Below are 22,173 nucleotides of genomic sequence, written 5' to 3' on the forward strand. Positions count from 1 at the left end.
ATGCGCATGGATGTACTGTATGCCGGTAACGCAGGAGCAGTTATCGGTATTATGCCCATGAACGGACTGTATGAACGCAGAAGATACGGTTCCATGGATAGAATCGGTAGCGTCGAATCAGGAACAGAGGTCCAGAGTAATGCCAGGAGCGATTATCGACGACAGCATGAATGCAGGAGATAGAACAACGCTGGAGCAGTTACCGAGGAACAATACTCGCGAACCATTAACGACTACAATCTACACTGTCAATAATCAAGTACTATGCCCAATATGGATAGCTCTCAAATAGGAATGGATCTCGAAGAACGGCAAATATATTCCGTCCTGCAACTCAATCGAGAAGTTAAACAACTATTACAACAAAACTTTCCATTACTATGGGTAGAAGGCGAGCTCTCTAATGTGGCGCGTCCCGCTTCAGGACATATTTATTTCTCGCTAAAAGATCAGCAAGCACAAGTTCGTTGCGCGATGTTTCGCAAGGCAAATTTAGGCTTAGCCTTTCAACCTGAAAATGGCATGCAAGTATTAGTACGGGCACGAGTCGGTATATACGAGCCTCGAGGTGAATACCAACTCACCATCGAACATATGGAAGAAGCGGGTGTTGGTATTCTGCAACGCAGATATGAGGCATTAAAACAAAAACTCAATCAAGAAGGCCTGTTCGACCCAGACAATAAACAACCACTACCCTCTTATCCACATGCTGTAAGCATCGTAACCTCTGCAACTGGAGCCGCGATACGTGACATTCTTAGCGTGCTACATCGTCGCTATCCCCTGCTTACTATTCGCATCTATGCCGTGCCGGTTCAAGGAAATAAATCGGCCGCTGCTATCGTAGACGCCATTCAAGAGATCAATAAACGTAAAGACGCTGATGTGGTGATTGTTTCTCGAGGAGGTGGCTCGATAGAAGATCTTTGGTCATTCAATGAAGAAGAAGTTGCACGTGCAATCTATTCCTCCAAAATCCCAATCGTCGCAGGCGTCGGCCACGAAGTAGATTTTACTATTGCCGATTTTGTTGCCGATGTGCGTGCCGCCACACCCACTGCAGCAGCAGAACTTATTACTCCACATCAAGATGAACTGCTAGAAACATTTATACAATATGAAAATACTCTGCTTTGCTTGTTGCGCGATTCGATAAGCAATTTTCATCAAGCTGTTGACTGGATGACACAACGCTTAGAATCTTTACATCCCAAACAAATTATCCAACGCAAACAAGAATTCTTAATCGAATTACAGCGACGCGCGCATAGTGCCGTTAAACTTAAGTTGTCAGACCGAGTAAATCTGCTAAGTAGATTATCACTCAGGTTTGAAAGCCATTCTCCCCATGCACGTGTAAGAGAAGCTAAAATTAAATTAATCGATCTCCACAAACAGATGCACCGAAGCATTCAGACCCATCTGCAACAAAAGCAACAAGATATACATGCTTTAGCTAGAACTCTGGATGCAGTCAGTCCATTGGGTACTTTGAATCGTGGCTATGCCATTGCCAGCCACCGGGCAAGTGGACAAATTTTGCACAATAGTAATCAGGTATCAAAAGATGACGAAATATCTATCCAAGTGGCCAAGGGGCATATTTTCGCTAAGGTTAAAGGTAAGCAATAAGCCATTCTTGACACATTTCAAGAAAATTTCAGCTTTATACCTATAACCATTGCTTGCCAGAAGCCTTCTTATCTGGCATAAAAGCGGGCTTCATTTTCACAAGAGTCTTCCATGCCAGCTAAAAAAGTCAAAACCAAGAAAAAAGCCGCTCCTAAAAAGAAGGCTGCAGTAAAAAAAGCCGCACCTAAGAAAAAAGCAGCGGTCAAAAGAAAAGCTGCGCCTAAGAAAAAGGCTGCGGTTAAGAAAAAAGCTGCGCCCAAGAAAAAGGCTGCAGTCAAGAAAAAAGCCGCGCCTAAGAAAAAAACTGCAGCAAAGAAAGCTGCGCCTAAAAAGAAGGCTGCGGTTAAGAAAAAAGCTGCGCCTAAAGCACCACCAGCAGAAAAGAAACCTTCCAAAGCTGAGCTGAAAGAACAGAAGGCGCAAGCAGAAAGAGAAAAGAAAAAACAGAAAAGAATTGAATTGTTAAATAAACGTTCCCCAGTTGAATTGCCGGTTGAAGGTATCACGCCCTACACCCTACATCGTGGTGAAAGCTACATGAGTGACGCGCAGCTAGAACATTTCCGCAATATATTATTGTGTTGGAAACAAGAATTAATTGATGAAGTTAAACGCACGGTCGATCAAATGAAAAATGACGCTAGTCAATTTGCTGATCCGGCCGATCGTGCTACGCAAGAAGAAGAATTTAGTTTAGAGCTCAGAACACGTGACCGTGAAAGTAAATTGATTAGAAAAATCAACCAGACGCTGTCAACTATCGATTCTGAAGACTATGGTTATTGCGAATCGTGTGGCATTGAAATAGGCATTAAACGTTTGGAAGCACGGCCAACTGCCACCTTATGCATTGACTGTAAGACCTTGCAAGAAATCAAGGAAAAACAAATATTTACCTGATATTTCTCAGAGAAAATTAAGTTAATTTTTTTGGGATGAGAGCCCTGAATAGTTAACCTAAACGTCTTACTAGTATAGTTAATTTGTGAAACAACAAAACTATATAGGTCGATTCGCCCCCTCTCCTTCCGGGCCATTACATTACGGTTCGTTAGTAGCAGCTACAGCAAGTTATTTGCAAGCAAAGTACAATAATGGAAAGTGGTTAGTTCGCATAGAAGATATCGACCCACCACGTGAAGTTGCCGGCGCTGCAAACGAAATACTTAAAACCCTTGAACACTTTCAGTTTGAGTGGGATCAAACACCACTCTATCAATCGACTCGTCGTGAGCAATACCGCTCTGCAGTTAATAGTTTAATTCAACAAAACCAAGCTTATGCTTGTTCATGCTCGCGAAAAGACTTAGCCAATAATATTCAGAAAAGTGAATTAGGAAAACGCTATCCAGGAACCTGTGCAAACAAACAGTTAAATACTCGTGAAACATCTCTGAATTTAAGACTGCGCACTAAAAATGAAAATATTAATTTTCAGGACATCACTTATGGAAAATTAAGACACAATCTTTTGAAAGAGATTGGTGACATTATTATTTATCGTAAATTGGACCTGCCAAGCTATGCTTTAGCAGTAACAATAGATGATGCCTACCAAGGCATTACCGAAGTAGTGCGCGGCTATGATTTACTCGCCTTTACCCCAATACAAATATATCTTTGCCAACTGTTACAGCTACCTATACCGAAGTTTCTACATATCCCTATTATCCTCAATCAACAGGGACAAAAATTAAGCAAACAAACCGGCGCAGATGCTATCAGCAAGCAAAATTGTGGGAGCGTGTTAGTTCAGGCGCTGAAAGATTTAGGTCAACCTGTCCCAGAAAATCTTGAAAAAGAGTCCTCTGGGAATGACGAGCTAGGACAAATATGGAATTGGGCAATTAAACACTGGAATGTAGATAACATTCCCAAAATCAAACAAGTTTATCCATCCCAAAACTAAAAACGGCCGTGATGTACGGCCGTTATTAGTTAATTATTAAAGACGAAAACGAGGCTTATTCATCGCCTCCACTTTCTTTGTTTTTAACCCAATCCCATGGCTCTTCTTTACCCACCGCAAAAAAGATCCAGAAGTTGCCAATGATCATAATAATGAACATCAAAGCGGTAAGGATCGCCCAAACTGGCTCGCGGTTATGTTCGCCAATATTGAGCCAATTCATAATTCCAAGGAACGCGACGGTCCATAACGCCATAACGCCTAATGCTTGTAAAGTACGCATATCTATCTCCTAAACTCTAAATTTAACTAATTCTTTAACGCCCGCCAGGCATTGAACTCGCATCTAAAAACTTATCAAAGTATATATTCTCTTTATTCATACCTTGGTCAACCATGACATCAATTGCTGCATCGATCATCGGTGGAGGACCACATAAATAGCCCTGAGCTTCGTTCAAAGACAATTTACCAGTATCTACGTAAGCTTCCTTTAAATAGGTGGTCACAAACCCTGTTGCGCCCTGCCAGCCGCTTCCTTCTGGCTCTTCACTTAATACAGGAACGAACTCAAAGGAATAGTCTTTATTCCATTTTTTACCAATTTCTGCTAATTCGTCCATGCAGTATAAATCTTGCTGCGCACGTGCGCCAAATAGATATAAACAGTTTCGTTTCACTTGTTCCGCAGCAGAGCTTTCTAAAATGGCCTTAATAGCGCTCATACCACTGCCGCCTGCTACACACACCATCGTAGAATCTTCATCACGTCGAAAGAACTGTCCATAGGGACCTGTTACTTTAACAGTTTCGCCAACACGCTCTTCTGCGAATAGCCATTCAGTAAATTTACCGTTTGGCACTAAACGCACATAAAATGTAAATTCACCTGGATTCTCTTGCTTAGGGGCTTTTGCGTAAGAATAAGAACGTGGATCATCTAAAGCGCTAATCGCGACTTCAGAATACTGTCCAGCCATTCCTGAATGCTCGACTTTGCCTTCACACTTAACGACTAGCTCTTTAATGTCGTGCGTTAGGTTACGAGTACTTATGATTTGACCTTCGTATGAATTTAACGCTATTGCAGGCGCATCACTGAGCTCAACTTCAATTGCAACATCGGTTTTAAGTCGCGTTTGGCAAGCAAGAATCTTACCGCTCTTGAGTTGATCTTGATCTAGTACATAAGAAAAATCTGTTAAAGCTTTGATTTTTCCATTTTTAAGCGTGCACTGACAGGTGCTGCAACTACCCACACGACAATCGTGCGGCCACGGGACACCTGCTTCTAAAGCAGCTTTTAACAAGTTGTCACCGGCCTTTACGGTAATGGTATGCTCGCCACCATTAACGGTTGCTTGCCAGTCTTTATTACCGCCAAATAATCCAAACATGATATCAAATACTCACTGGCGTCCTTTCCAGTGTTGAGAACGCTTATTGTATGTTTAAGAGAGACGCTTAAACGTTAATAGAAATGTCTCGCAAGGTTCCAGAACTTACATCGCTTGCAGTTGGCAAGCAGCTATAAGGCTCAAGCTTTTCCTTACTCGTTGAAGGATGCGATTTCACTTTGCCGTACCAAGCATTCACACCCGCACGTGAACTAATTAAATCACCCGCTCCACTGTGCTCAAGTAAGTTGCAACATGCTGCCCAGTGAATATCGGCTAAAGTAAAGTCTCCACAGATAAAGTCACCTTTCTTAGGTGGAGTCTTAAGTTGATTTTCTAATCCATCAAACAAAGTGGCTAAGCCGTTTTTATCTAGGTTATCACCCATCATTGCCTGAACTTTCTCAGAAGCAACACCTGCCCACTGATACATCACCGCACGATGCACACCGTTACGTGGAACTAAAGATGGACCAAAACCTTTATCATCAAGATATGACATTACGGCAGTAGTGCCATAAACAATAAAGTCAATATCTTGCAATACGGGCCCAATTCCATAAGGAGATTTTGCAAGAAAATCACTGTCATCCATTCCATTAATGAGCACGGCTTCAACATCAACGCCTTTCTCACCTGCTGTTTGCATACACTTCCCAGTGTCTGGACAGCTTGGGTGTCCACTCAATATCATTTTTGTTCTTAACTGATCTCCGATCATATCTCCCCCTAACAGGCAATCTTTATTAGGATAGTACAAATGTTAAATAGTGCTCTTTAGAGCACTACTCAACCATTAATTTTCAAATAAACTTTAGTGTTTATAGGCGCTAAAGTAAAACGTTATAGCTGATTCTAATCAGCTTAACCTTCAATTTTCAAAGCGCCAGAAGGACACTTAGAAACTGTTTCACGAATTTCTGCTTCAGGTGCCGCATCTGTATCAATTACAAATTGACCATCTTCTACTTTAAATACACTTGGTGAGCCTTTAACGCACTCGCCAGCATGGCTACAAGTATTCGCATCATAAGTTACTTTCATTTCTGAACTCCTCGTTTTTCTCTATTATATTGTATAGCTATAGTCTTATTTAGTATGACTATAGTTTGCCGTTTTTTTTTATACTTTAATAGCTTTTTAGCTAAAAATGCCCTTAACCTGGTTAATAAATTATGTTCAAAATATGAGCAAGGATAAGGGTTTATCTTTTTATACTTAAACGTATCCAGCCTGTTTATTCATCTGTGCAGCGATCTTAAGCTCACCTTCAGACGCCATCTCGTCATCCCACTTCCCCAGCTGTTTCTTCATGTAGGCATGAAACACAGGTGGCAATAAGCCTAATGCAAAGAGAGTGAAGTAGCCGCGCCCGCAGTTCGGAGCCCCCACTTCGTCGAGTTCCCAAAAGTGGGTCTCGCCTCGATCGTGGTGATCCGCTTGGCGACCAATTTCGATAAAGAACCAGCTGGTAAATGCGGTACTGTTGTCCCAGCTATGACGGTAGTCAATCGGTTGACCTTTTTCGCGTATCAGGCCGTAGTGCTCAAGGTAGTTCAGTACTTCAAGTTCAAAGTTGGAGATGAGCCATACACCGGCTAAACAAAGCATGCCGGTCCAGCCGCCTACGAACCAAAATAATAGAACGGTCGGTAGGGCCATGAAGTAGCCTCGGATCCAGCGGTTTTGCCAGGAGAGGAAGTTCACGCCGATTCTTTCGAGGCGTTGCTTCTCCATCATGAAGAGGAATTTGCTTTGCCCAAATCCTGATAAAGGATAGTGGGTGTACATGCTGCGTCCACGTGGAGCAGTCGCCGGGTCGTCTTGGTGACCGAGTTCTAGGTGGTGGTTGTAGACGTGGGCGTAGCAAAAGTGGGCTTTACCACTTAAGGCCATCATCCAGCGCGCGATCACAAAGCTGAAGCCTTTGGTGTGGGCCAGTTCGTGTCCGTAAATAATACCAATCCCCGCAAAGATGCCGGAGGACATCACTGCACCGATGAGTTGGCGTCCGGTGATGCCGTCTTGAACGGTGAGACCCAGAATACTGGTTTCGCCAATCGGCACGTTGCCCATGTATTGCCAGATGCGCCAAGCAAGGGCGAGTTGTATCAAGGCAAAGACGGCCAGCATGCCGTACATGGTGCCATTGAGTAACGGGACGATGCCCATGGTGTCGCCTTCGTCATCAAAGCCTGCACCCGGAGTTTGGGCCGTGGTTAAGGTGTCGACAATGATGCCTACGCCTAATAAAACTACGCCGGTCCACACCCATGGACCCCCCGCAATCACGCCAAATAAACTGGCGAATATTAATAATGGTGCGAGAAAGTACCGCGCGTTGATTAATAACTTCTTCATGTTCGTCTCCACTTCATCACAAGCTTATGCCTGTGCAGAAGAAAATTAAGATTATAAAAATAGATATTTGAAATCTGTTTTCGAGCATGAGGCACTTAATTTTATAATTATCGGCCAGCACACTGATATTTATAGGAATTATAGCACTCGTTGAATGTATTTTTATAGCCTAGCCTTCACAATTTTAAGGTCAAAATATATGCTTCAAAAACTAAACACAGCATGAACAAGCTGGCTAATGAACCATCAGCTAACTCATTGATGGAATACGCAATTAGCCAATTTTAGAGCGAAAATAGAGAATACTAATGTTAGAAATTACATTAATAGCCATACATCTAGCTTAAGAATTATCTTTAGAATCAAAGTCTAAGGATAATGAATTAATACAATATCTAAGACCTGTAGGATTAGGACCATCTTCGAAAACGTGCCCTAAATGTGCGCCGCAAGCATTGCACATTACTTCGGTTCTGCGCATACCATGAGATTCATCAGACTCCTCTTGAACACATTCAGCATTGGCTGGTTGAAAAAAACTTGGCCAACCGGAACCCGAATCAAATTTATGTCCCGATTCAAATAGTGGAGCCTTACAAGCCACACATACATACATGCCGTTTTCTTTATGACCATTAAACTCACCACTAAAGGCGGGCTCCGTACCCTTCTGCCGACAAACATGAAACTGCTCCGGCGTTAATTCTTCACGCCATTCATCATCGGTTTTTTTGATTTTTGATTTATCAGTCATATTAGATAGTTTGAACTAAATCCCTTCGAACAACCACCTAAGCACATGGACGATGTACATGGATGCACAAGTGTCTCGAGTGATATCGCAAATACTTACAGCTATACATGCGAATTAAGTTCAAAAATAATTTGGAAATCAGAAGCAACCGTGTTCGCATGCTACAACAAGGATGTTGTATCAGCTTAATTCTTTTTTGCTAATGTCTGTTATCGAACAATTGCGGATATTAAACATTAATAGGTGTTCCTATTTTGTACTACTTAATCCATCTTCAATAGGTAGATTTTCAAGTTTCCATTCTGGAAATCCGTCTTCTAACCTACGAGCCTTGTAACCTTTAGAACGCAATTGTTCAACAGCTTCAAATGCCATGATACAAAATGGTCCTCGGCAATACGCAACAACTTCTTTTTTCTGTGGTAAGCGCTTTAACTCATCTTTTAATTCGGATAGTTGAATGTTAATAGCATGTGGAAGATGACCTGATTCAAATTCTTGTTCGGGACGCACATCTAGAACCGTGATTGTCCCTTTTTGTGCACGCTTCAATAACTCATCTCTTGAAATGGGTTCTAAATCATCTTTGGAAGACAAATAATCTTTTACCAAAATTTGAATTTCAGCGATATTTTCTTCGGCAATCTTCCGCATGAGCGCTAATAACGCCACAACTGAATAATCACTTAAGCGATAAAATGACTTTTGACCCTCCGCTCTGGATTTGACTAAACCAGACCTTCGCAGTCCCTGTAAATGTTGAGAGGTATTGGCGACGCTCAGCCCAGACGCTTTTGCTAGCCCATCTACAGTGCATTCACCTTGCGCCAGGAATTCCAATAGCGCTAAGCGATTACCGTTACTAAGCGATTTGCCAACCTGGGCAAATTGAGCAAACAATTCTTTCTTGAATGTACTAGAAGACATAATAATATAATATTCAATTGATCTATTGAATATTATATTGTACTTTAGGTTTAGATTCAATTATTTAAGAGAAATACGCAGTGCCTATAGAGGAATTTATATCTAGTTATGAGTTGAGCATTCGCTTTGGGTTCTTCTTTGCAGTGCTAGCAATAATGGCAGTGTGGGAAATTCTTGCTCCTAGAAGGACTCTTAATGTTTCAAAATCTACACGTTGGATGAATAACCTTGGAATTGCAGCGCTTAACACAATTATTTTACGACTAATATTTCCAGCCGCCGCAATAGGTATGGCGGCATTAGCAGAAACACAGGGCTGGGGCGTATTAAATTATATACAGTCTCCGATCTGGCTTACCTTAATTGTGTCCGTAATTATTATGGATGCTGTAATTTATTTCCAACACGTGTTAGTACACGCTGTCCCTGTGCTTTGGCGATTACATCGAGTTCACCATGCTGACCTCGATTTCGATGTAACCACTGGATCACGCTTCCATCCGATTGAAATTATATTATCCCTGCTTATTAAGTTTGCCACGATTATTGTGCTTGGCCCGCCAATTATTGCGGTTGTGATTTTTGAAGTGCTGCTAAATACCACCAGCATGTTCAACCACGCAAATGTACGTATACCAAAAAGTGTAGATCGACTACTGCGCTGGTTTATCGTGACGCCAGATATGCACCGAGTTCACCATTCTGTTGAAGATGATGAAACGAATAGTAATTTCGGATTTAACTTACCGTGGTGGGACCGATTATTTGGTACCTATCGCAATCAACCACGTGCGGGACATAAACTGATGACTATTGGCATTAATACATTCCGCGATCGTCAACATTGCACCTTGTTACCTGGCATGTTGGCGATGCCATTTATTGGCAAGATCACAAATTACACAATTAATAGCCGTCAATGGGACGTTCCTAATAAACAAAACTAAAAATCAGGAGAAAAGTCATGTCAAAGATATTCATGAAGTCCTCATGGGGAAGTGACAACCCAACAAATGCTGAAATGGTATTTGGGCACGGCAATGCGCTGGCAGAAGCTGGAAATGATGTTCGGATATTCCAACTCTTTGAAGCGGTGACATTGGCCCGCCCAGTTGTACGTGAAAATTTGATCCCAGTAGGATGGCCTTCGATTGCAAAACAGTGGGATGAAAGCGTAAAACTAGGCATCCAAATTGAATGTTGTGGTGCGTGTTCTAGGGCCCGAGGCGTTACCAATGAAGAAATCGCAAAAGCTGGTGCACTTATAGGCACCCCGGAATCCTTCGTAGAAGATGTAGAGTGGTCAGAGAAGATAATTACTGAATAATCAGGAAGTGTGGAACTAAATTGAAAAAAATACAAATATCCGCTTTGGGTCGTAAGCAGACATTTTTAACTACGTTAAACCATAAAATATATTAAGCAAAAAAAAGGGCACATATTGCGCCCTTTATTAACTCTGATGACTGCTCTTATTCTTCTATAGCCTTCATACTTAAACGAATGCGCCCTTGCTTATCAATCTCAAGCACTTTTACTTTAATGATGTCGCCTTCTGTTAATTCGTCCGTAACATTTTCAACGCGCTCATTTGAAATTTGTGAGATATGAACCAATCCATCTTTACCCGGCAACACACTTACAAAAGCACCGAAGTCCATAATCTTTACGACTTTACCTTCATATATTTTACCCACTTCAACATCAGCCGTGATTTCTTCGATACGTTTCTTCGCATCGTCGCCTGCAGCTTTATCAATCGATGCAATCTTAATTACACCTTCGTCATCGATATCAATGGTAGTGCCAGTTTCTTCAGTAAGCTGACGAATCGTTGCGCCACCTTTACCAATTACATCGCGAATCTTATCTGGGTTGATTTTCATCACGGTAAAGCGTGGTGCAAATTCTGACATTTCTTCACGTGCAGAGGATATGTCTTTCGCCATTTCACCAAGAATAAATAAACGACCTTCTTTAGCTTGAATGAGGGCTTTATCCATAATTTCTTTGGTAATGCCTTCGATCTTAATATCCATTTGCAAAGCAGTAATACCGTCAGTAGTACCTGCAACTTTGAAATCCATGTCGCCAAGATGATCTTCATCACCCAAGATGTCGCTCAAAACCGCAAAGTCATCACCTTCTTTGATTAAGCCCATAGCAATACCTGCGACTGGTGCTTTTAACGGTACACCTGCATCCATCATAGACAAACTGGTACCACATACACTCGCCATAGAACTGGAACCATTAGACTCTGTAATTTCTGATACAACACGTAGAACATAAGGGAATTCTTCTTCACTAGGTATAACCGCTTGAATACCGCGTTTAGCTAATTTTCCGTGACCAATCTCGCGACGTTTAGGTGAACCCACAAAACCCGTTTCACCTACACAGAATGGAGGAAAGTTGTAATGCAACATGAACATATCTTTATATTCACCTTCGATTGCATCAATAATTTGTGCATCACGACCTGTACCTAGAGTAGTCACTACAACCGCTTGAGTTTCACCACGAGTAAATAAGGCACTACCGTGTGTGCGTGGTAAAAATCCTGTGCGAACACTAATAGGGCGAACCGTATTCTGATCACGACCATCAATGCGTTTTTCGCCAGAAATAATTCGACCGCGTACAATTTTCTTTTCTTCTTTTTTGAATGCAGTCAATACATCTGCTGCACTTGGTCCATTCTCTTCATCTGCTAACGACGCCACTACTGCATCACGTGCTTCGCCGACTTTTTCTTGGCGAGTCATCTTTTCAGCAATGCTATACGCTTCACCTAATTGTGTAGCACATGCTTGATTCACTTTAGTCGCTAGAGATTCATCTGCCACTGCTGCTTGCCAATCCCATGCTGGGGTACCCACTTCAGCAGCGAATTCTTTAATTGCAGTAATTGCCGTTTGCAGATTTTCATGTCCAAACATTACTGCACCTAACATCACTTCTTCGGAAAGAATTTGCGCTTCAGACTCAACCATGAGTACTGCACTTTCAGTACCGGCAACCACTAAATCTAATTTTGAATTGTCTAGCTGAGAATAATTTGGGTTTAACACATAGCCATCATCAACATAAGCAACGCGTGCTGCACCTATTGGACCACTGAAAGGAATGCCAGAAATCGCCAATGCTGCCGAGGTTCCAATCATTGCGGGAATATCAGGATTAATATCAGTGTTCATCGAAACAACGTTTGCAATGACTTGAACTTCATTCATGAAACCATTTGGAAACAGTGGGCGAATAGGACGATCAATTAGGCGACAAGTAAGCGTTTCTTTCTCGCTAGGACGACCTTCACGTTTAAAGAAGCCACCAGGAATTTTTCCTGCTGCATAAGTCTTCTCTTGGTAATTAACCGTAAGTGGGAAAAAGTCGCGACTTGGGTCAGCATCTTTTTTACCTACTACCGTTACCATAACTGTAGTGCCACCCACATCAACCATTACCGCTCCTGAGGCTTGTCTAGCAATCTCGCCAGTCTCAAGTGATACATCATGGTCGCCGTACTTAAATGTCTTAGTTATTTTGTTCACTGATAATTTCCAATGTTTGATTTACTGTTAATGTTACGAACTCTTTGAAACAAACTCATTCACACGACAATCTCATATTGCCAATGAAAATAAATTCGTGATGTTAATTGAATGCGTTAAAGATACAGACACTGAATACCCTCTTACCTTAGAGAGCACTAGCAATTAGCGTCTTAAACCAAGAGAGCCAATTAAATCTTGATATCTTTTTTGATCTTTTGAACGCAAGTAATCAAGAAGTTTGCGACGGTGATTTACCATCTTTAATAAGCCATGACGTGAGTGATGGTCTTTCTTGTGCTTGCTGAAATGATCGCTTAAATGGGTGATACGCGCAGATAGGAGTGCTACTTGCACTTCGGGTGAACCGGTATCGGTACTTTCTCGTTGATATTTCTTTACGATTTCTGACTTGTCTTGTGCTGTAATGGTCATCTTATTTCTTGCCTTATTTTCTCTGCCCTAAATTTTTATGGGCCTTATGCCTACTTCTTGCAATTCCGCCTTTTACCAAGTGCGCGATTCTACCACGTAGGCCCTTACGAACAAGGGAAATCTCTTGGTGTACCCAGTCATCAAAAACCTAACCTTAAAGAGGTATTAATTGTCTCAATAAAGGGGTTTTGGAGCCATACGTCCGTCTTCTCGAATTGTACCTATTCCATAAAATTGCTGGTTCGCTTCATATATCCTCACCAGCCCTTGTGCAGGTAAATTGGCAAGGCGCATAGCGTGCCCATTACGTATATCTACCATTTGATCCTCACCGATTGATATTGCCGGCCAATCTTGTAGTGCATGGTCGGTTGGCAGTAATGTCTGATCTAAATCTGGAAACCCTCGTTCAGAAAACTGCTCTAACTCCTCAAGGCAATACATTTTTGGATCAGTAAAAGGCCCTAATGAAGTGCGCCTTAATTCCACCACGTGCGCACCGCATAACAATAATTTTCCAAGATCTTCGACCAAGGTTCGAATATACGTGCCCTTTGAACAGTGCACTTGCATGGTAACCAAGTCTTGTTGCTGTTCTATCAACTCAAAATTGTGAATCTCTACTTTCCTAGGTGCTCGCTCGACTTCAATGCCTTTTCTAGCCAACTCATATAAACGTGAACCTTGGTACTTTAAAGCAGAATACATAGGCGGGATTTGTTCAATGCTACCGGTTAGGCTTGCAGCATGTTGCAGGATTTGATTTTTAGTAACCTTAGAAGCATCCCGTTGCTCCAGAATTACACCGTCTGCATCAGCTGAATCTGTAGTCACTCCTAGTTTTAGAACGACTCGGTATTGTTTGTCTACGGCTAACAGGTAATCAGAAATTTTTGTTGTGCGACCAAAACAGATCACTAACAAGCCTGTTGCCAAAGGATCTAAGGTTCCAGTGTGGCCCGCTTTTGCAGCATTAAAGATGCGTTTTACTTTTTGCAGTACGAGGTTAGATGATTCACCAGCTGGTTTATCAAAAAGTAACAAACCATTCAGCGCACGACCTTTATTTTTCCTTCTTGACACTCGCGATATGAATTATTGCTTATTAAGGCTTTTTTGAATCAGTTGCTCGATTCGATCACCTTTAGCTTCCGTATCGTCAACAATAAATCGTAACTCAGGCATTTTGCGCAAACTTAGAATTTTACTTAATTGTGTTCGCAAATAACCACTAGCACTTTGCAGACCTTTAATCATCTCTGCTGCATCTTGTTGTATATCCATCGGACTGAAATACACTTTTGCAGTTCCGAGATCTTTACTAACTACCACATCGTAAATAATGATATCAGCAACACGTGGATCTTTAACTTCATTACGTAACATTAAAGTAAGTTCGCGACGAAGTTGCTCGCCGATGCGTAGAGGCCTGGATGATTCTCGTTGCATTTTAATAAATGCTTTTTATAAAGGTTGTCGTTCTAAATTGTTCTAGTTAAATCATTTGGGTTAAATCGTTCTGGCAATTTCTGTACGTTCGTATACTTCTATCTGATCTCCTGGCAAAACATCATTATAGTTTTTAACTGCGATGCCGCACTCTGTACCCGATTTAACTTCATTCACATCATCCTTATGACGACGCAACGATTCTAATTCGCCTTCAAATACAACCACATTATCACGTAATACACGAATTGGATTACCGCGCTTAATGACACCTTCAACTACTTGCGTACCCGCCACTGCACCCATCTTCGATGATCTAAATACATCTTTAACTTCAGCAAGACCAATAATTTCTTCGCGCAGCTCTGGTGTAAGCATTCCGCTCATAGCCAACTTCACATCATCAATCGCTTCATAAATAATGCTGTAATAACGAATCTCGACATCTACATCAGATGCAGTTCTCTTTGCAGCACCATCAGCTCGCACATTAAAACCAATCATTACCGCTTTAGATGCTTCGGCTAAATTTACATCAGATTCATTAATTCCACCCACAGCTGCCATTACAATCTTAACTCTAACCTCCTCTGTGGAAAGCTTTTCAAGGGCATCTTTCAACGCTTCCGCACTACCTTGAACATCCGCTTTAATCATAACGTTAACCGTAGCGGCAACACTTCCACCCATCTGACTGAATGCGTCTTCGAGTTTAGTAGCTTGTTGCGAAGCAAATTTCGTATCTCTTGATTTGCTTTTACGTACATCAACAATTTCACGCACCTTGCGCTCATTGGCAACAACGATGGCATCCTCACCTGCATTGGCTGCGCCGGATAATCCTAAAACCATTACGGGTGTAGATGGCCCTGCGGTTTCAACTTCATTACCGTTTTCATCAAACATGGCACGAACACGGCCAAACTCTTCACCGGTTAACAGCATATCGCCTTTAGATAACATCCCTTGTTGCACTAATACGGTTGCAACTGGCCCACGACCTTTATCTAAACTTGATTCAATCACTACACCTGAGGCAGGACCGTGATCTACGGCTTTTAATTCAAGAATTTCAGCTTGCAATGAAATAGCTTCTAGCAATTCATCTATACCTGCGCCTGTAAGTGCTGAGACATTCAAAAAGATCGTATCGCCACCCCATTCTTCTGGTAACACTTCTAATGCAGAGAGCTCATTACGCACACGTTCTGGATCAGCATCTTGTTTATCTGTTTTATTTACCGCGACAATCATCGGCACGCCAGCAGCACGCGAGTGTTCCACAGCTTCTTTTGTTTGCGGCATTACACCATCATCTGCCGCTGCAACTAAAACAACAATATCCGTGGCTTTTGCTCCTCTTGCACGCATTGCAGTAAAGGCAGCATGACCTGGTGTATCGAGGAAAGTAATCGTTCCTTTATCGGTGCTAACGCTATAGGCACCAATATGCTGAGTAATTCCACCTGCCTCACCCGATGCCACTTTGGTTCGGCGAATATAATCCAGTAAAGAAGTTTTACCGTGATCAACATGACCCATGACCGTTACTACAGGGTTTCTAACCAGCGCTTTTGAATCATCATATTCAACCTGCAACACAGTGTCTTCTACACTTGAAGCTTCCATCGGTTTTGCTTCGTGACCCATTTCCTCTACCACAAGGATCGCAGTATCTTGATCAAGAATTTGGTTGATGGTGGCCATTACGCCCATTTTCATCATCACTCCAACCACTTCAGCAGCTTTAATCGCCATCTTTTGTGCAAGATCAGCAACCGAAATATTTTCTGGCACTAAAATTTCACGCTTAACTGGCTCACTTGGCTTTTCGAACTGATGTTTATCACTAGGAGCGACCTTCCCTGGGCGACGGTGCTTAGGTTTTGCTTTGCGCTTACCACGCTTATCACTTGCTACATGTAATTCTTGGCGCTTTGTTTTACTAGGCTTCTTAGATGCAGGTTTTTTATCTTCTTCAGGTTTTTCAGGTGCAGGAGTAACCACTCTTATTCCAACGGGATCAGTTGCTTTTTCCTTCTCGACCACATCTTGAGCAACCGCTTCTTGCTCGGGTGTTTTTTGCTTTTCGAGCTCTTCTTGTTGAGCTTGCTGTTTAGCTTGTTCTTCAGCCGCTTTCGTAGCTTCTACTTGCTCTAATTGCGCTGCAATTTTAGCCTCCTTCTCTGCTTGTTCTTCAGCGCGCTGCTCTTCTTCTTTCGCCGCTTCTTCCAGAACCACACTTCGCTTCACATAGGTGCGTTTTTTGCGAACCTCAACATTAACTGTACTTCCACCTGTAGCGTTTCTACCTGTAGAACCACCCACTTTCAAAGTAGAAGTGCTTTTCCTACGTAACGTAATCTTTTTACCTTCACTAGCAGGTTCACTGGAAGATTCCTCAGCAGCCTTACTACGATTGTTACGCAAATGGTCTAGCAATTGCATTTTTTGCTCGTCGGAAACCACTTGATCTGCAGCATTAAACTCCAATCCTGCTTCTGAAAGCTGAACTAGCAATTTCTCAACTGGAGTTTTAACTACGTCCGCTAGTTGTTTTACAGTAACTTCACTCATTATTTAATTTATTCACTAATAATTTAATATTAAATTTGATTAACTTTCGCGTTACGTTGTAGCGCCTTCATTTTCAAACCACGGTGCTCGCGCCAACATAATCAACGAACCTGCGCGCTCAGAATCTAAACCTTCAATTTCCAACAGCTCATCAACAGACTGCTCTGCTAAATCTTCCATAGTAGAAATACCTCTACAGGCCAATTCGAAGGCTAGATCTTTATCCATGCCCTCCATATTTAGCAAATCGGCAGATGGCTCCACATCGGCAAACTTTTCTTCTGTTACTAACGCAGTAGTAAGTAAAACGTCTCTAGCACGAGCGCGTAATTCCTCCACCATCTCTTCCTCAAATTCTTCTACTTCTACTAATTCTTTGGGTGGAACATAAGCCACTTCTTCAACACTCGAAAATCCTTCTTGAGCTAGAATCACTGCAACTTCTTCATCCACATCAAGTTGAGACATGAACATCTCAACAATTTCTCGCGTTTCAGTTTCACTTTTTTCTTCCGCTTGACCCTCAGTCATTACGTTTAACTCCCAGCCGGTTAATTGACTAGCTAGTTTTACGTTTTGGCCGCCACGACCAATAGCTTGAGATAATTTTTCATCTTCAACTGCAATATCCATACTGTTCTTGTCTTCATCAACAACAATAGAAGTTACTGCTGCAGGAGACATAGCATTGATAACGTATTGCGCAGAATTTTCATCCCAAAGAATAATGTCAATACGTTCACCGGCCAGTTCGTTAGACACTGACTGCACTCGAGAACCTCGCATACCAACACACGCACCGACTGGATCCAATCGCGGGTCATTAGATTTAACTGCGATTTTGGCACGCAAACCTGAGTCTCTTGCCGCAGAAAGCACTTCAATTAAACCTTGCCCAACTTCTGGAACTTCTAATTTAAATAGCTCAATTAAAAACTCAGGAGCCGTTCTAGTTAAAAATAGTTGCGGGCCACGCACTTCCTCACGAACCTCATACAAGAATGCTCGCACTCGATCACCAGGTCGCATTGCCTCACGCGCAATCATGTGTTCACGTGAAATAAACCCTTCTGCATTACTACCTAAATCTATAAAGGTTCCAGAATGATCGCTTCGCTTTACCACGCCCATAACCAATTCACCGACACGGTCTTGAAATATATCTACAATTTGTGCACGCTCAGCTTCACGGATTTTTTGAACGATTACTTGCTTTGCAGTGTGTGCAGCAATTCGACCAAAGGCTACAGATTCAATTGGTTGTTCTATGAACTCGCCAATTTGCATTTCCGGATGATTCTGAATGGCATAGCTGTAAAGTATCTGCGTTTCAGTCGAATCAAATTCTGGATCTTCGTCGTCCAGCACTTCCCAACGCCGAAAAGATTCGTAATCACCCGTCTCACGGTTAATCTCCACACGTATATCCATTTCCATGCCATGTTTCTTGCGCGCTGCAGTCGCCAGAGCCGCTTCGATAGCTTGAAAAATAATATCTTTTTCGACGCCTTTCTCATTAGAGACAGCATCGGCTACAAGTAAAATTTCTTTGTTCATAATTTAAAAAATATTAAGTTCCTATACTTAAAAAAATCTAATACCATAAAATTAATTTTTAGTGCTCAGATTCGGATCAATATCCAAATCTAATTTCGCATTTTTTATTGCCTCAATTGGCACTAAAAACTCTTTACCTTCTTGTGTAACTACCGTTAGTTGCACATCATCCGCATTTATCAATATCCCACGTATATTTCGTCGCTCATCTATTGGCCAAGTTGTTTTGACTTTCACCTTACTTCCAACTGCATCTTTCATTTGCTCGGTACTAAACAGCTTTCGATTTATACCAGGAGAGGAAATCTCCAAGGTATATGGCACTTGCACAGGATCTTCTACATCCAGCACAGCACTAAGTTGCTGACTTACTCGCGAACAATCATCTAATGTTATACCTTCACCATGATCAATAAATATTCGTATCTGTGCCGTATTTTCACTTGCTTGGTACTCTAATCCCCAGAAGTTGTATCCCATACCTACTATTACGGGCTCAACAATGGGCACTATTCCGTACGGATCATTAAACAACTTCGCTTTACCTATTTTCTCGGCCTAAATTTCTTGACCAAATATATTTAACCAATTCGCCAGGCCCAATAAAAAAGGCCCTCTAGGGGCCCTTCCGAATCATTGAAAAACAATGACTTAGCAAACTAATACCCAGCCAGTATAGGTAAAAAAAATCGCGGCTTCAAGCAAAGAGTTTATCTGCTGCCTGTTTCACTGGCTGGGGGTAGCTTTTTTGAGATAAGAATCCTTCTCTGCAAGGCTTAAAGCTAGCAATCTCCCCGCCTATACGCCTTAACCATAAAAAAAGCCCGAATAAATCGGGCTTTTTCTCTAACGCTAAATCTGCGCTTATACGTCTACCTTATACATCTACTATGTCAGCCTTCATTGAATAAAGAATGCAAAGCACTTCATCTTTCTCACCTTGGGCTACATTGTTCTTATCAAGCGCTGCTAAGACATCATCACAAACCGCAACAAATTCTTCATCATTAATATTCATTCCAGTATGCGCAGTAAGCATATCTTGACCCGTGTATTCTTGAGGTCCGCCAATTCCGGAACAGAAGAATTCCCAAACAACCTGCTTAACTTTTTCGCCATCACTATTCACATAGCGATTCTTAACCTTAGGGTTGCTGGTATGGTTAGCCCATACATCCGCAACGATATTTCTTAACTTGTCACCGCCGCCAAGACGGTCATATAAACTTGCTCCACTCATTTGAAAACTCCTTTACATTCTTATAATTACTATAAACTTCAACATATACACAGACTATTGGGCCATTATACCGTGTTCTTTACTTGAGTTGCTAGCCTAAGAGGTTCTCAATAACATCTTGCAAACTCAACGTAACTACTTGTAAAGTAAATATTTATCTAACACTTGGTTTGGCATATACACTGCATCGGTATGCAATATTCTTATTCATCCCACAGAACATCCGTATTTTGTTCAATAGCAGCTTCAAGTAACTCTATAAGCGGTCTAGCTCGCTTATCGATACTCACATAATTTTCACTATCATCTGATGCCTGGCCTTGTTCACAATCTTGATCAATAGCCATCTCTGCACGCACCGAGCTTTGCAGCTGTTCTAATGCCTTTGGCAAATCATCTATTTGAATAACTCCTGGTACAGCACCACTATGGCCCATAGACTTAATGAGCTTAATAGCCACATCACCAAACATAGTGATATTTGCGTAGGCTTTGGTTTCAAATGTGATGAGCATGCAGATAATTTAACCACATTAAGAAACAACTTAGTGCGGGAATTTAGCTTTTATTAGATCACTGATAATAAAGAAAAATACGGTGTCACTTCGTGACAATTGATTTGCGAGTTATACCCACTCGCAGATGTGGTAGCGGGGGTAGGATTCGAACCTACGACCTTCGGGTTATGAGCCCGACGAGCTGCCAGACTGCTCCACCCCGCATCAATCTGAGCCGCAGAAGTCTACGCAGATAAGTTAAATAATACAAGAAAGTAAATTAGGTGTTCGGCGATGAATAATCAATTTTGCATGACTTTATCACGATTTATTTAATTGGCTTAAAGCAAGTATGATTCGTGATAGTTATTTTGTAATTAGCACCCCTTGCCCCGAATATCTCCGCTGAATTAACTAATGAGTATGCTAAACACAAGCAACGATGCTCTACTGGAACACATTCACACAATAGTTCAACAAATAGTTTGGAAAGATAAACAATCCCACAATAAGCAAACCATTTACTGAAAGAACGGTATTGGCAACTAGTGCGTTTTGCGCACCCAAACTTTGATCAAGTTCATCAAAGTACATATGTTTAATAACCCGTAAGTAATAAAACGCACCTACGATCGACATTATTACCGCCAAAACGGCTAACCAAAGAAAGTTGTTATAAACCAAGCTCTGTAATACATATAATTTAGCATAGAAACCAACCGTGAGCGGCATACCTGCCATTGAAAACATTATCAATAACATGATTATGGCTAAACGTGGATGCGATTGCCCCAAGCCTTTAAATTCTGAGAGCGCATCCACATCAGTATCATCATTTTTCTTTAATAACAGTAATACACCAAAAGCACCTGCCGCCATGAGCACATAGATTACTGTGTAAAACAATGCAGATGCATAACCAAAATTCTCGCCAGACAAGAACCCTAGCAATACGAAACCAATATGCGAAATGGTTGAATAAGCGAGCATACGTTTGATATGGCTTTGCGCAATAGCAATTACATTCCCAAATATTAAAGACAACACTGCTAATATCATCAACATCTGCTGCCAATCCACAACCAGTTCCTGCATACCATGGCTTAATAAGCGAATCGCCATCACAAACGCAGCAAATTTTGGAGCAGTAGCAATAAATAAGGTAACCGCTGTAGGCGCTCCCTGGTAAACGTCTGGCACCCACATATGAAATGGCACCGCACCAAATTTAAATGCAACCCCAACAACAATAAATGTTAATGCAAAAATTAAACCTATATTTAAATCATTAACATTTGCTATATAGGCACTGATTTCACTCATACTCAATGCGCCAGTAACTCCATACATAATAGACATGCCATACAGCAGCATGCCTGAAGCAATCGCACCGAGAACAAAATACTTTATCGCGGCTTCTGCTGCATCATTAGAGTCACGCATATATGCAACCAATGCATACAAACACAAAGACAGTAACTCCAAGCCTAAATAAATAGTTATAAAGTTTTGCGCAGATGCCATCACTAACATTCCTAATGTGGCAAACAATCCTAATATATAAAATTCTGGGCGCGAATGGCTGCGACTCATCAAATAGGGTCGCGCATAGACAAAAATCACCACAACAGTAACGCACACCAACAACTTAATAAATTTAGCCAAATCATCATAAACGTACATTTCATTAAATAGCACGACATCAGGTTGTTTTATACCTAGCAGTATCAGAAAAACTACGCCAAACAAAGTGGCCATACTCAATGTGAAAGTAAATAGCTCGCTTCTGCGGCCTGCAAATATACTAATCATCAAGATAACCGACGCCGCAATTAGTAACGCTACTTCAGGCATCACAACTAAATATTTTGCCAACATAGC

22 protein-coding genes and 1 tRNA gene are annotated in these 22,173 nt (G+C 41.6%); 5 read left to right on the forward strand and 18 right to left on the reverse strand.

What is annotated here, in order from left to right; all coding sequences use genetic code 11:
* Positions 1-264: 264 nt before the first annotated feature.
* From GKR92_05660 to GKR92_05670, 3 genes are all read left to right on the forward strand, one after another.
* Complete coding sequence (locus tag GKR92_05660; protein QMU61210.1) at positions 265-1,635, forward strand: exodeoxyribonuclease VII large subunit; 1,371 nt, start codon at positions 265-267, stop codon at positions 1,633-1,635.
* 111 nt (positions 1,636-1,746) lie between these two features.
* Complete coding sequence (gene dksA / locus GKR92_05665; protein ID QMU61211.1) at positions 1,747-2,535, forward strand: RNA polymerase-binding protein DksA; 789 nt, start codon at positions 1,747-1,749, stop codon at positions 2,533-2,535.
* Between the two features lie 85 nt (positions 2,536-2,620).
* On the forward strand, positions 2,621-3,544 hold the full coding sequence (locus tag GKR92_05670; protein QMU61212.1) for a tRNA glutamyl-Q(34) synthetase GluQRS: 924 nt from the start codon (positions 2,621-2,623) through the stop codon (positions 3,542-3,544).
* A gap of 55 nt (positions 3,545-3,599) precedes the next feature.
* Here the strand turns inward: GKR92_05670 and GKR92_05675 are convergent, their stop codons facing one another.
* From GKR92_05675 to GKR92_05705, 7 genes are all read right to left on the reverse strand, one after another.
* On the reverse strand, positions 3,600-3,827 hold the full coding sequence (locus GKR92_05675; GenBank protein ID QMU61213.1) for a hypothetical protein: 228 nt from the start codon (positions 3,825-3,827) through the stop codon (positions 3,600-3,602).
* Positions 3,828-3,861: 34 nt separating this feature from the next.
* Positions 3,862-4,941 (reverse strand): 2Fe-2S iron-sulfur cluster binding domain-containing protein, encoded by a 1,080-nt coding sequence (locus GKR92_05680; GenBank protein ID QMU61214.1) that lies wholly within the window; start codon positions 4,939-4,941, stop codon positions 3,862-3,864.
* Between the two features lie 67 nt (positions 4,942-5,008).
* The gene (locus tag GKR92_05685; protein ID QMU61215.1) at positions 5,009-5,662 is read right to left on the reverse strand and encodes a hypothetical protein; all 654 of its coding nucleotides are present in this window, start codon (positions 5,660-5,662) and stop codon (positions 5,009-5,011) included.
* A gap of 143 nt (positions 5,663-5,805) precedes the next feature.
* On the reverse strand, positions 5,806-5,985 hold the full coding sequence (locus tag GKR92_05690) for a hypothetical protein (protein ID QMU61216.1): 180 nt from the start codon (positions 5,983-5,985) through the stop codon (positions 5,806-5,808).
* 174 nt (positions 5,986-6,159) lie between these two features.
* Entirely contained in the window at positions 6,160-7,083 is a 924-nt protein-coding gene (locus GKR92_05695; GenBank protein QMU62725.1) for a fatty acid desaturase, read from the reverse strand.
* 562 nt (positions 7,084-7,645) lie between these two features.
* Positions 7,646-8,056 carry a peptide-methionine (R)-S-oxide reductase MsrB gene (gene msrB / locus GKR92_05700; protein QMU61217.1) on the reverse strand — a complete coding sequence of 137 codons (411 nt, stop codon included), beginning with the start codon at positions 8,054-8,056 and terminating at the stop codon, positions 7,646-7,648.
* A 249-nt stretch (positions 8,057-8,305) separates the two neighbouring features.
* Complete coding sequence (locus GKR92_05705) at positions 8,306-8,983, reverse strand: metalloregulator ArsR/SmtB family transcription factor (GenBank protein QMU61218.1); 678 nt, start codon at positions 8,981-8,983, stop codon at positions 8,306-8,308.
* A 155-nt stretch (positions 8,984-9,138) separates the two neighbouring features.
* On the opposite strand from GKR92_05705, the gene GKR92_05710 reads away from it, so the two are divergent.
* Together GKR92_05710 and GKR92_05715 are read left to right on the forward strand one after the other, a co-directional pair.
* On the forward strand, positions 9,139-9,930 hold the full coding sequence (locus GKR92_05710; GenBank protein ID QMU62726.1) for a sterol desaturase family protein: 792 nt from the start codon (positions 9,139-9,141) through the stop codon (positions 9,928-9,930).
* 17 nt (positions 9,931-9,947) lie between these two features.
* Positions 9,948-10,310, forward strand: a complete 363-nt coding sequence (locus GKR92_05715; GenBank protein ID QMU61219.1) for a hypothetical protein — start codon at positions 9,948-9,950, stop codon at positions 10,308-10,310.
* Positions 10,311-10,455: 145 nt separating this feature from the next.
* On the opposite strand, the gene pnp is transcribed toward GKR92_05715, so the two are convergent.
* From pnp to nuoN, 11 genes are all read right to left on the reverse strand, one after another.
* A complete protein-coding gene (pnp, locus tag GKR92_05720; protein ID QMU61220.1) occupies positions 10,456-12,537 on the reverse strand; it encodes a polyribonucleotide nucleotidyltransferase in 2,082 nt (693 codons plus the stop codon).
* A 165-nt stretch (positions 12,538-12,702) separates the two neighbouring features.
* Positions 12,703-12,972, reverse strand: coding sequence for a 30S ribosomal protein S15 (gene rpsO / locus GKR92_05725; GenBank protein QMU61221.1), 270 nt, complete (start codon positions 12,970-12,972; stop codon positions 12,703-12,705).
* Positions 12,973-13,146: 174 nt separating this feature from the next.
* Positions 13,147-14,055, reverse strand: coding sequence for a tRNA pseudouridine(55) synthase TruB (gene truB / locus GKR92_05730; GenBank protein QMU61222.1), 909 nt, complete (start codon positions 14,053-14,055; stop codon positions 13,147-13,149).
* Positions 14,056-14,067: 12 nt separating this feature from the next.
* Positions 14,068-14,421 carry a 30S ribosome-binding factor RbfA gene (gene rbfA / locus GKR92_05735; GenBank protein ID QMU61223.1) on the reverse strand — a complete coding sequence of 118 codons (354 nt, stop codon included), beginning with the start codon at positions 14,419-14,421 and terminating at the stop codon, positions 14,068-14,070.
* Positions 14,422-14,481: 60 nt separating this feature from the next.
* Positions 14,482-16,998 (reverse strand): translation initiation factor IF-2, encoded by a 2,517-nt coding sequence (gene infB / locus GKR92_05740; GenBank protein ID QMU61224.1) that lies wholly within the window; start codon positions 16,996-16,998, stop codon positions 14,482-14,484.
* 51 nt (positions 16,999-17,049) lie between these two features.
* Positions 17,050-18,555: a transcription termination/antitermination protein NusA gene (gene nusA / locus GKR92_05745; GenBank protein QMU61225.1), complete on the reverse strand. Its 1,506-nt coding sequence runs from the start codon at positions 18,553-18,555 to the stop codon at positions 17,050-17,052.
* 51 nt (positions 18,556-18,606) lie between these two features.
* Positions 18,607-19,035 carry a ribosome maturation factor RimP gene (locus GKR92_05750; GenBank protein QMU62727.1) on the reverse strand — a complete coding sequence of 143 codons (429 nt, stop codon included), beginning with the start codon at positions 19,033-19,035 and terminating at the stop codon, positions 18,607-18,609.
* Positions 19,036-19,432: 397 nt separating this feature from the next.
* A complete protein-coding gene (locus GKR92_05755; GenBank protein ID QMU61226.1) occupies positions 19,433-19,795 on the reverse strand; it encodes a group 1 truncated hemoglobin in 363 nt (120 codons plus the stop codon).
* 203 nt (positions 19,796-19,998) lie between these two features.
* Complete coding sequence (locus GKR92_05760; protein ID QMU61227.1) at positions 19,999-20,310, reverse strand: DUF1840 family protein; 312 nt, start codon at positions 20,308-20,310, stop codon at positions 19,999-20,001.
* Between the two features lie 130 nt (positions 20,311-20,440).
* Positions 20,441-20,517: transfer RNA gene (locus tag GKR92_05765), tRNA-Met, on the reverse strand.
* Positions 20,518-20,739: 222 nt separating this feature from the next.
* Positions 20,740-22,170, reverse strand: a complete 1,431-nt coding sequence (nuoN, locus tag GKR92_05770) for an NADH-quinone oxidoreductase subunit NuoN (protein ID QMU62728.1) — start codon at positions 22,168-22,170, stop codon at positions 20,740-20,742.
* Between the last annotated feature and the right edge of the window lie 3 nt (positions 22,171-22,173).

It is taken from the genome of Gammaproteobacteria bacterium (assembly GCA_014075255.1).
Classification (GTDB): domain Bacteria; phylum Pseudomonadota; class Gammaproteobacteria; order UBA4575; family UBA4575; genus JABDMD01.

Bases quoted from the DNA above. Each gene is read 5' to 3' on its own strand.
- GKR92_05695 (QMU62725.1), bottom strand. From the start codon at position 7,083: ATGTACGGCATGCTGGCCGTCTTTGCCTTGATACAACTCGCCCTTGCT.
- dksA (QMU61211.1), top strand. From the start codon at position 1,747: ATGCCAGCTAAAAAAGTCAAAACCAAGAAAAAAGCCGCTCCTAAAAAG.
- msrB (QMU61217.1), bottom strand. From the start codon at position 8,056: ATGACTGATAAATCAAAAATCAAAAAAACCGATGATGAATGGCGTGAA.
- GKR92_05690 (QMU61216.1), bottom strand. From the start codon at position 5,985: ATGAAAGTAACTTATGATGCGAATACTTGTAGCCATGCTGGCGAGTGC.
- nusA (QMU61225.1), bottom strand. From the start codon at position 18,555: ATGAACAAAGAAATTTTACTTGTAGCCGATGCTGTCTCTAATGAGAAA.
- infB (QMU61224.1), bottom strand. From the start codon at position 16,998: ATGAGTGAAGTTACTGTAAAACAACTAGCGGACGTAGTTAAAACTCCA.
- GKR92_05675 (QMU61213.1), bottom strand. From the start codon at position 3,827: ATGCGTACTTTACAAGCATTAGGCGTTATGGCGTTATGGACCGTCGCG.
- GKR92_05705 (QMU61218.1), bottom strand. From the start codon at position 8,983: ATGTCTTCTAGTACATTCAAGAAAGAATTGTTTGCTCAATTTGCCCAG.
- GKR92_05715 (QMU61219.1), top strand. From the start codon at position 9,948: ATGTCAAAGATATTCATGAAGTCCTCATGGGGAAGTGACAACCCAACA.
- GKR92_05710 (QMU62726.1), top strand. From the start codon at position 9,139: ATGGCAGTGTGGGAAATTCTTGCTCCTAGAAGGACTCTTAATGTTTCA.
- GKR92_05680 (QMU61214.1), bottom strand. From the start codon at position 4,941: ATGTTTGGATTATTTGGCGGTAATAAAGACTGGCAAGCAACCGTTAAT.
- GKR92_05660 (QMU61210.1), top strand. From the start codon at position 265: ATGCCCAATATGGATAGCTCTCAAATAGGAATGGATCTCGAAGAACGG.
- GKR92_05760 (QMU61227.1), bottom strand. From the start codon at position 20,310: ATGCTCATCACATTTGAAACCAAAGCCTACGCAAATATCACTATGTTT.
- GKR92_05750 (QMU62727.1), bottom strand. From the start codon at position 19,035: ATGGGATACAACTTCTGGGGATTAGAGTACCAAGCAAGTGAAAATACG.
- GKR92_05685 (QMU61215.1), bottom strand. From the start codon at position 5,662: ATGATCGGAGATCAGTTAAGAACAAAAATGATATTGAGTGGACACCCA.
- GKR92_05755 (QMU61226.1), bottom strand. From the start codon at position 19,795: ATGAGTGGAGCAAGTTTATATGACCGTCTTGGCGGCGGTGACAAGTTA.
- nuoN (QMU62728.1), bottom strand. From the start codon at position 22,170: ATGTTGGCAAAATATTTAGTTGTGATGCCTGAAGTAGCGTTACTAATT.
- rpsO (QMU61221.1), bottom strand. From the start codon at position 12,972: ATGACCATTACAGCACAAGACAAGTCAGAAATCGTAAAGAAATATCAA.
- rbfA (QMU61223.1), bottom strand. From the start codon at position 14,421: ATGCAACGAGAATCATCCAGGCCTCTACGCATCGGCGAGCAACTTCGT.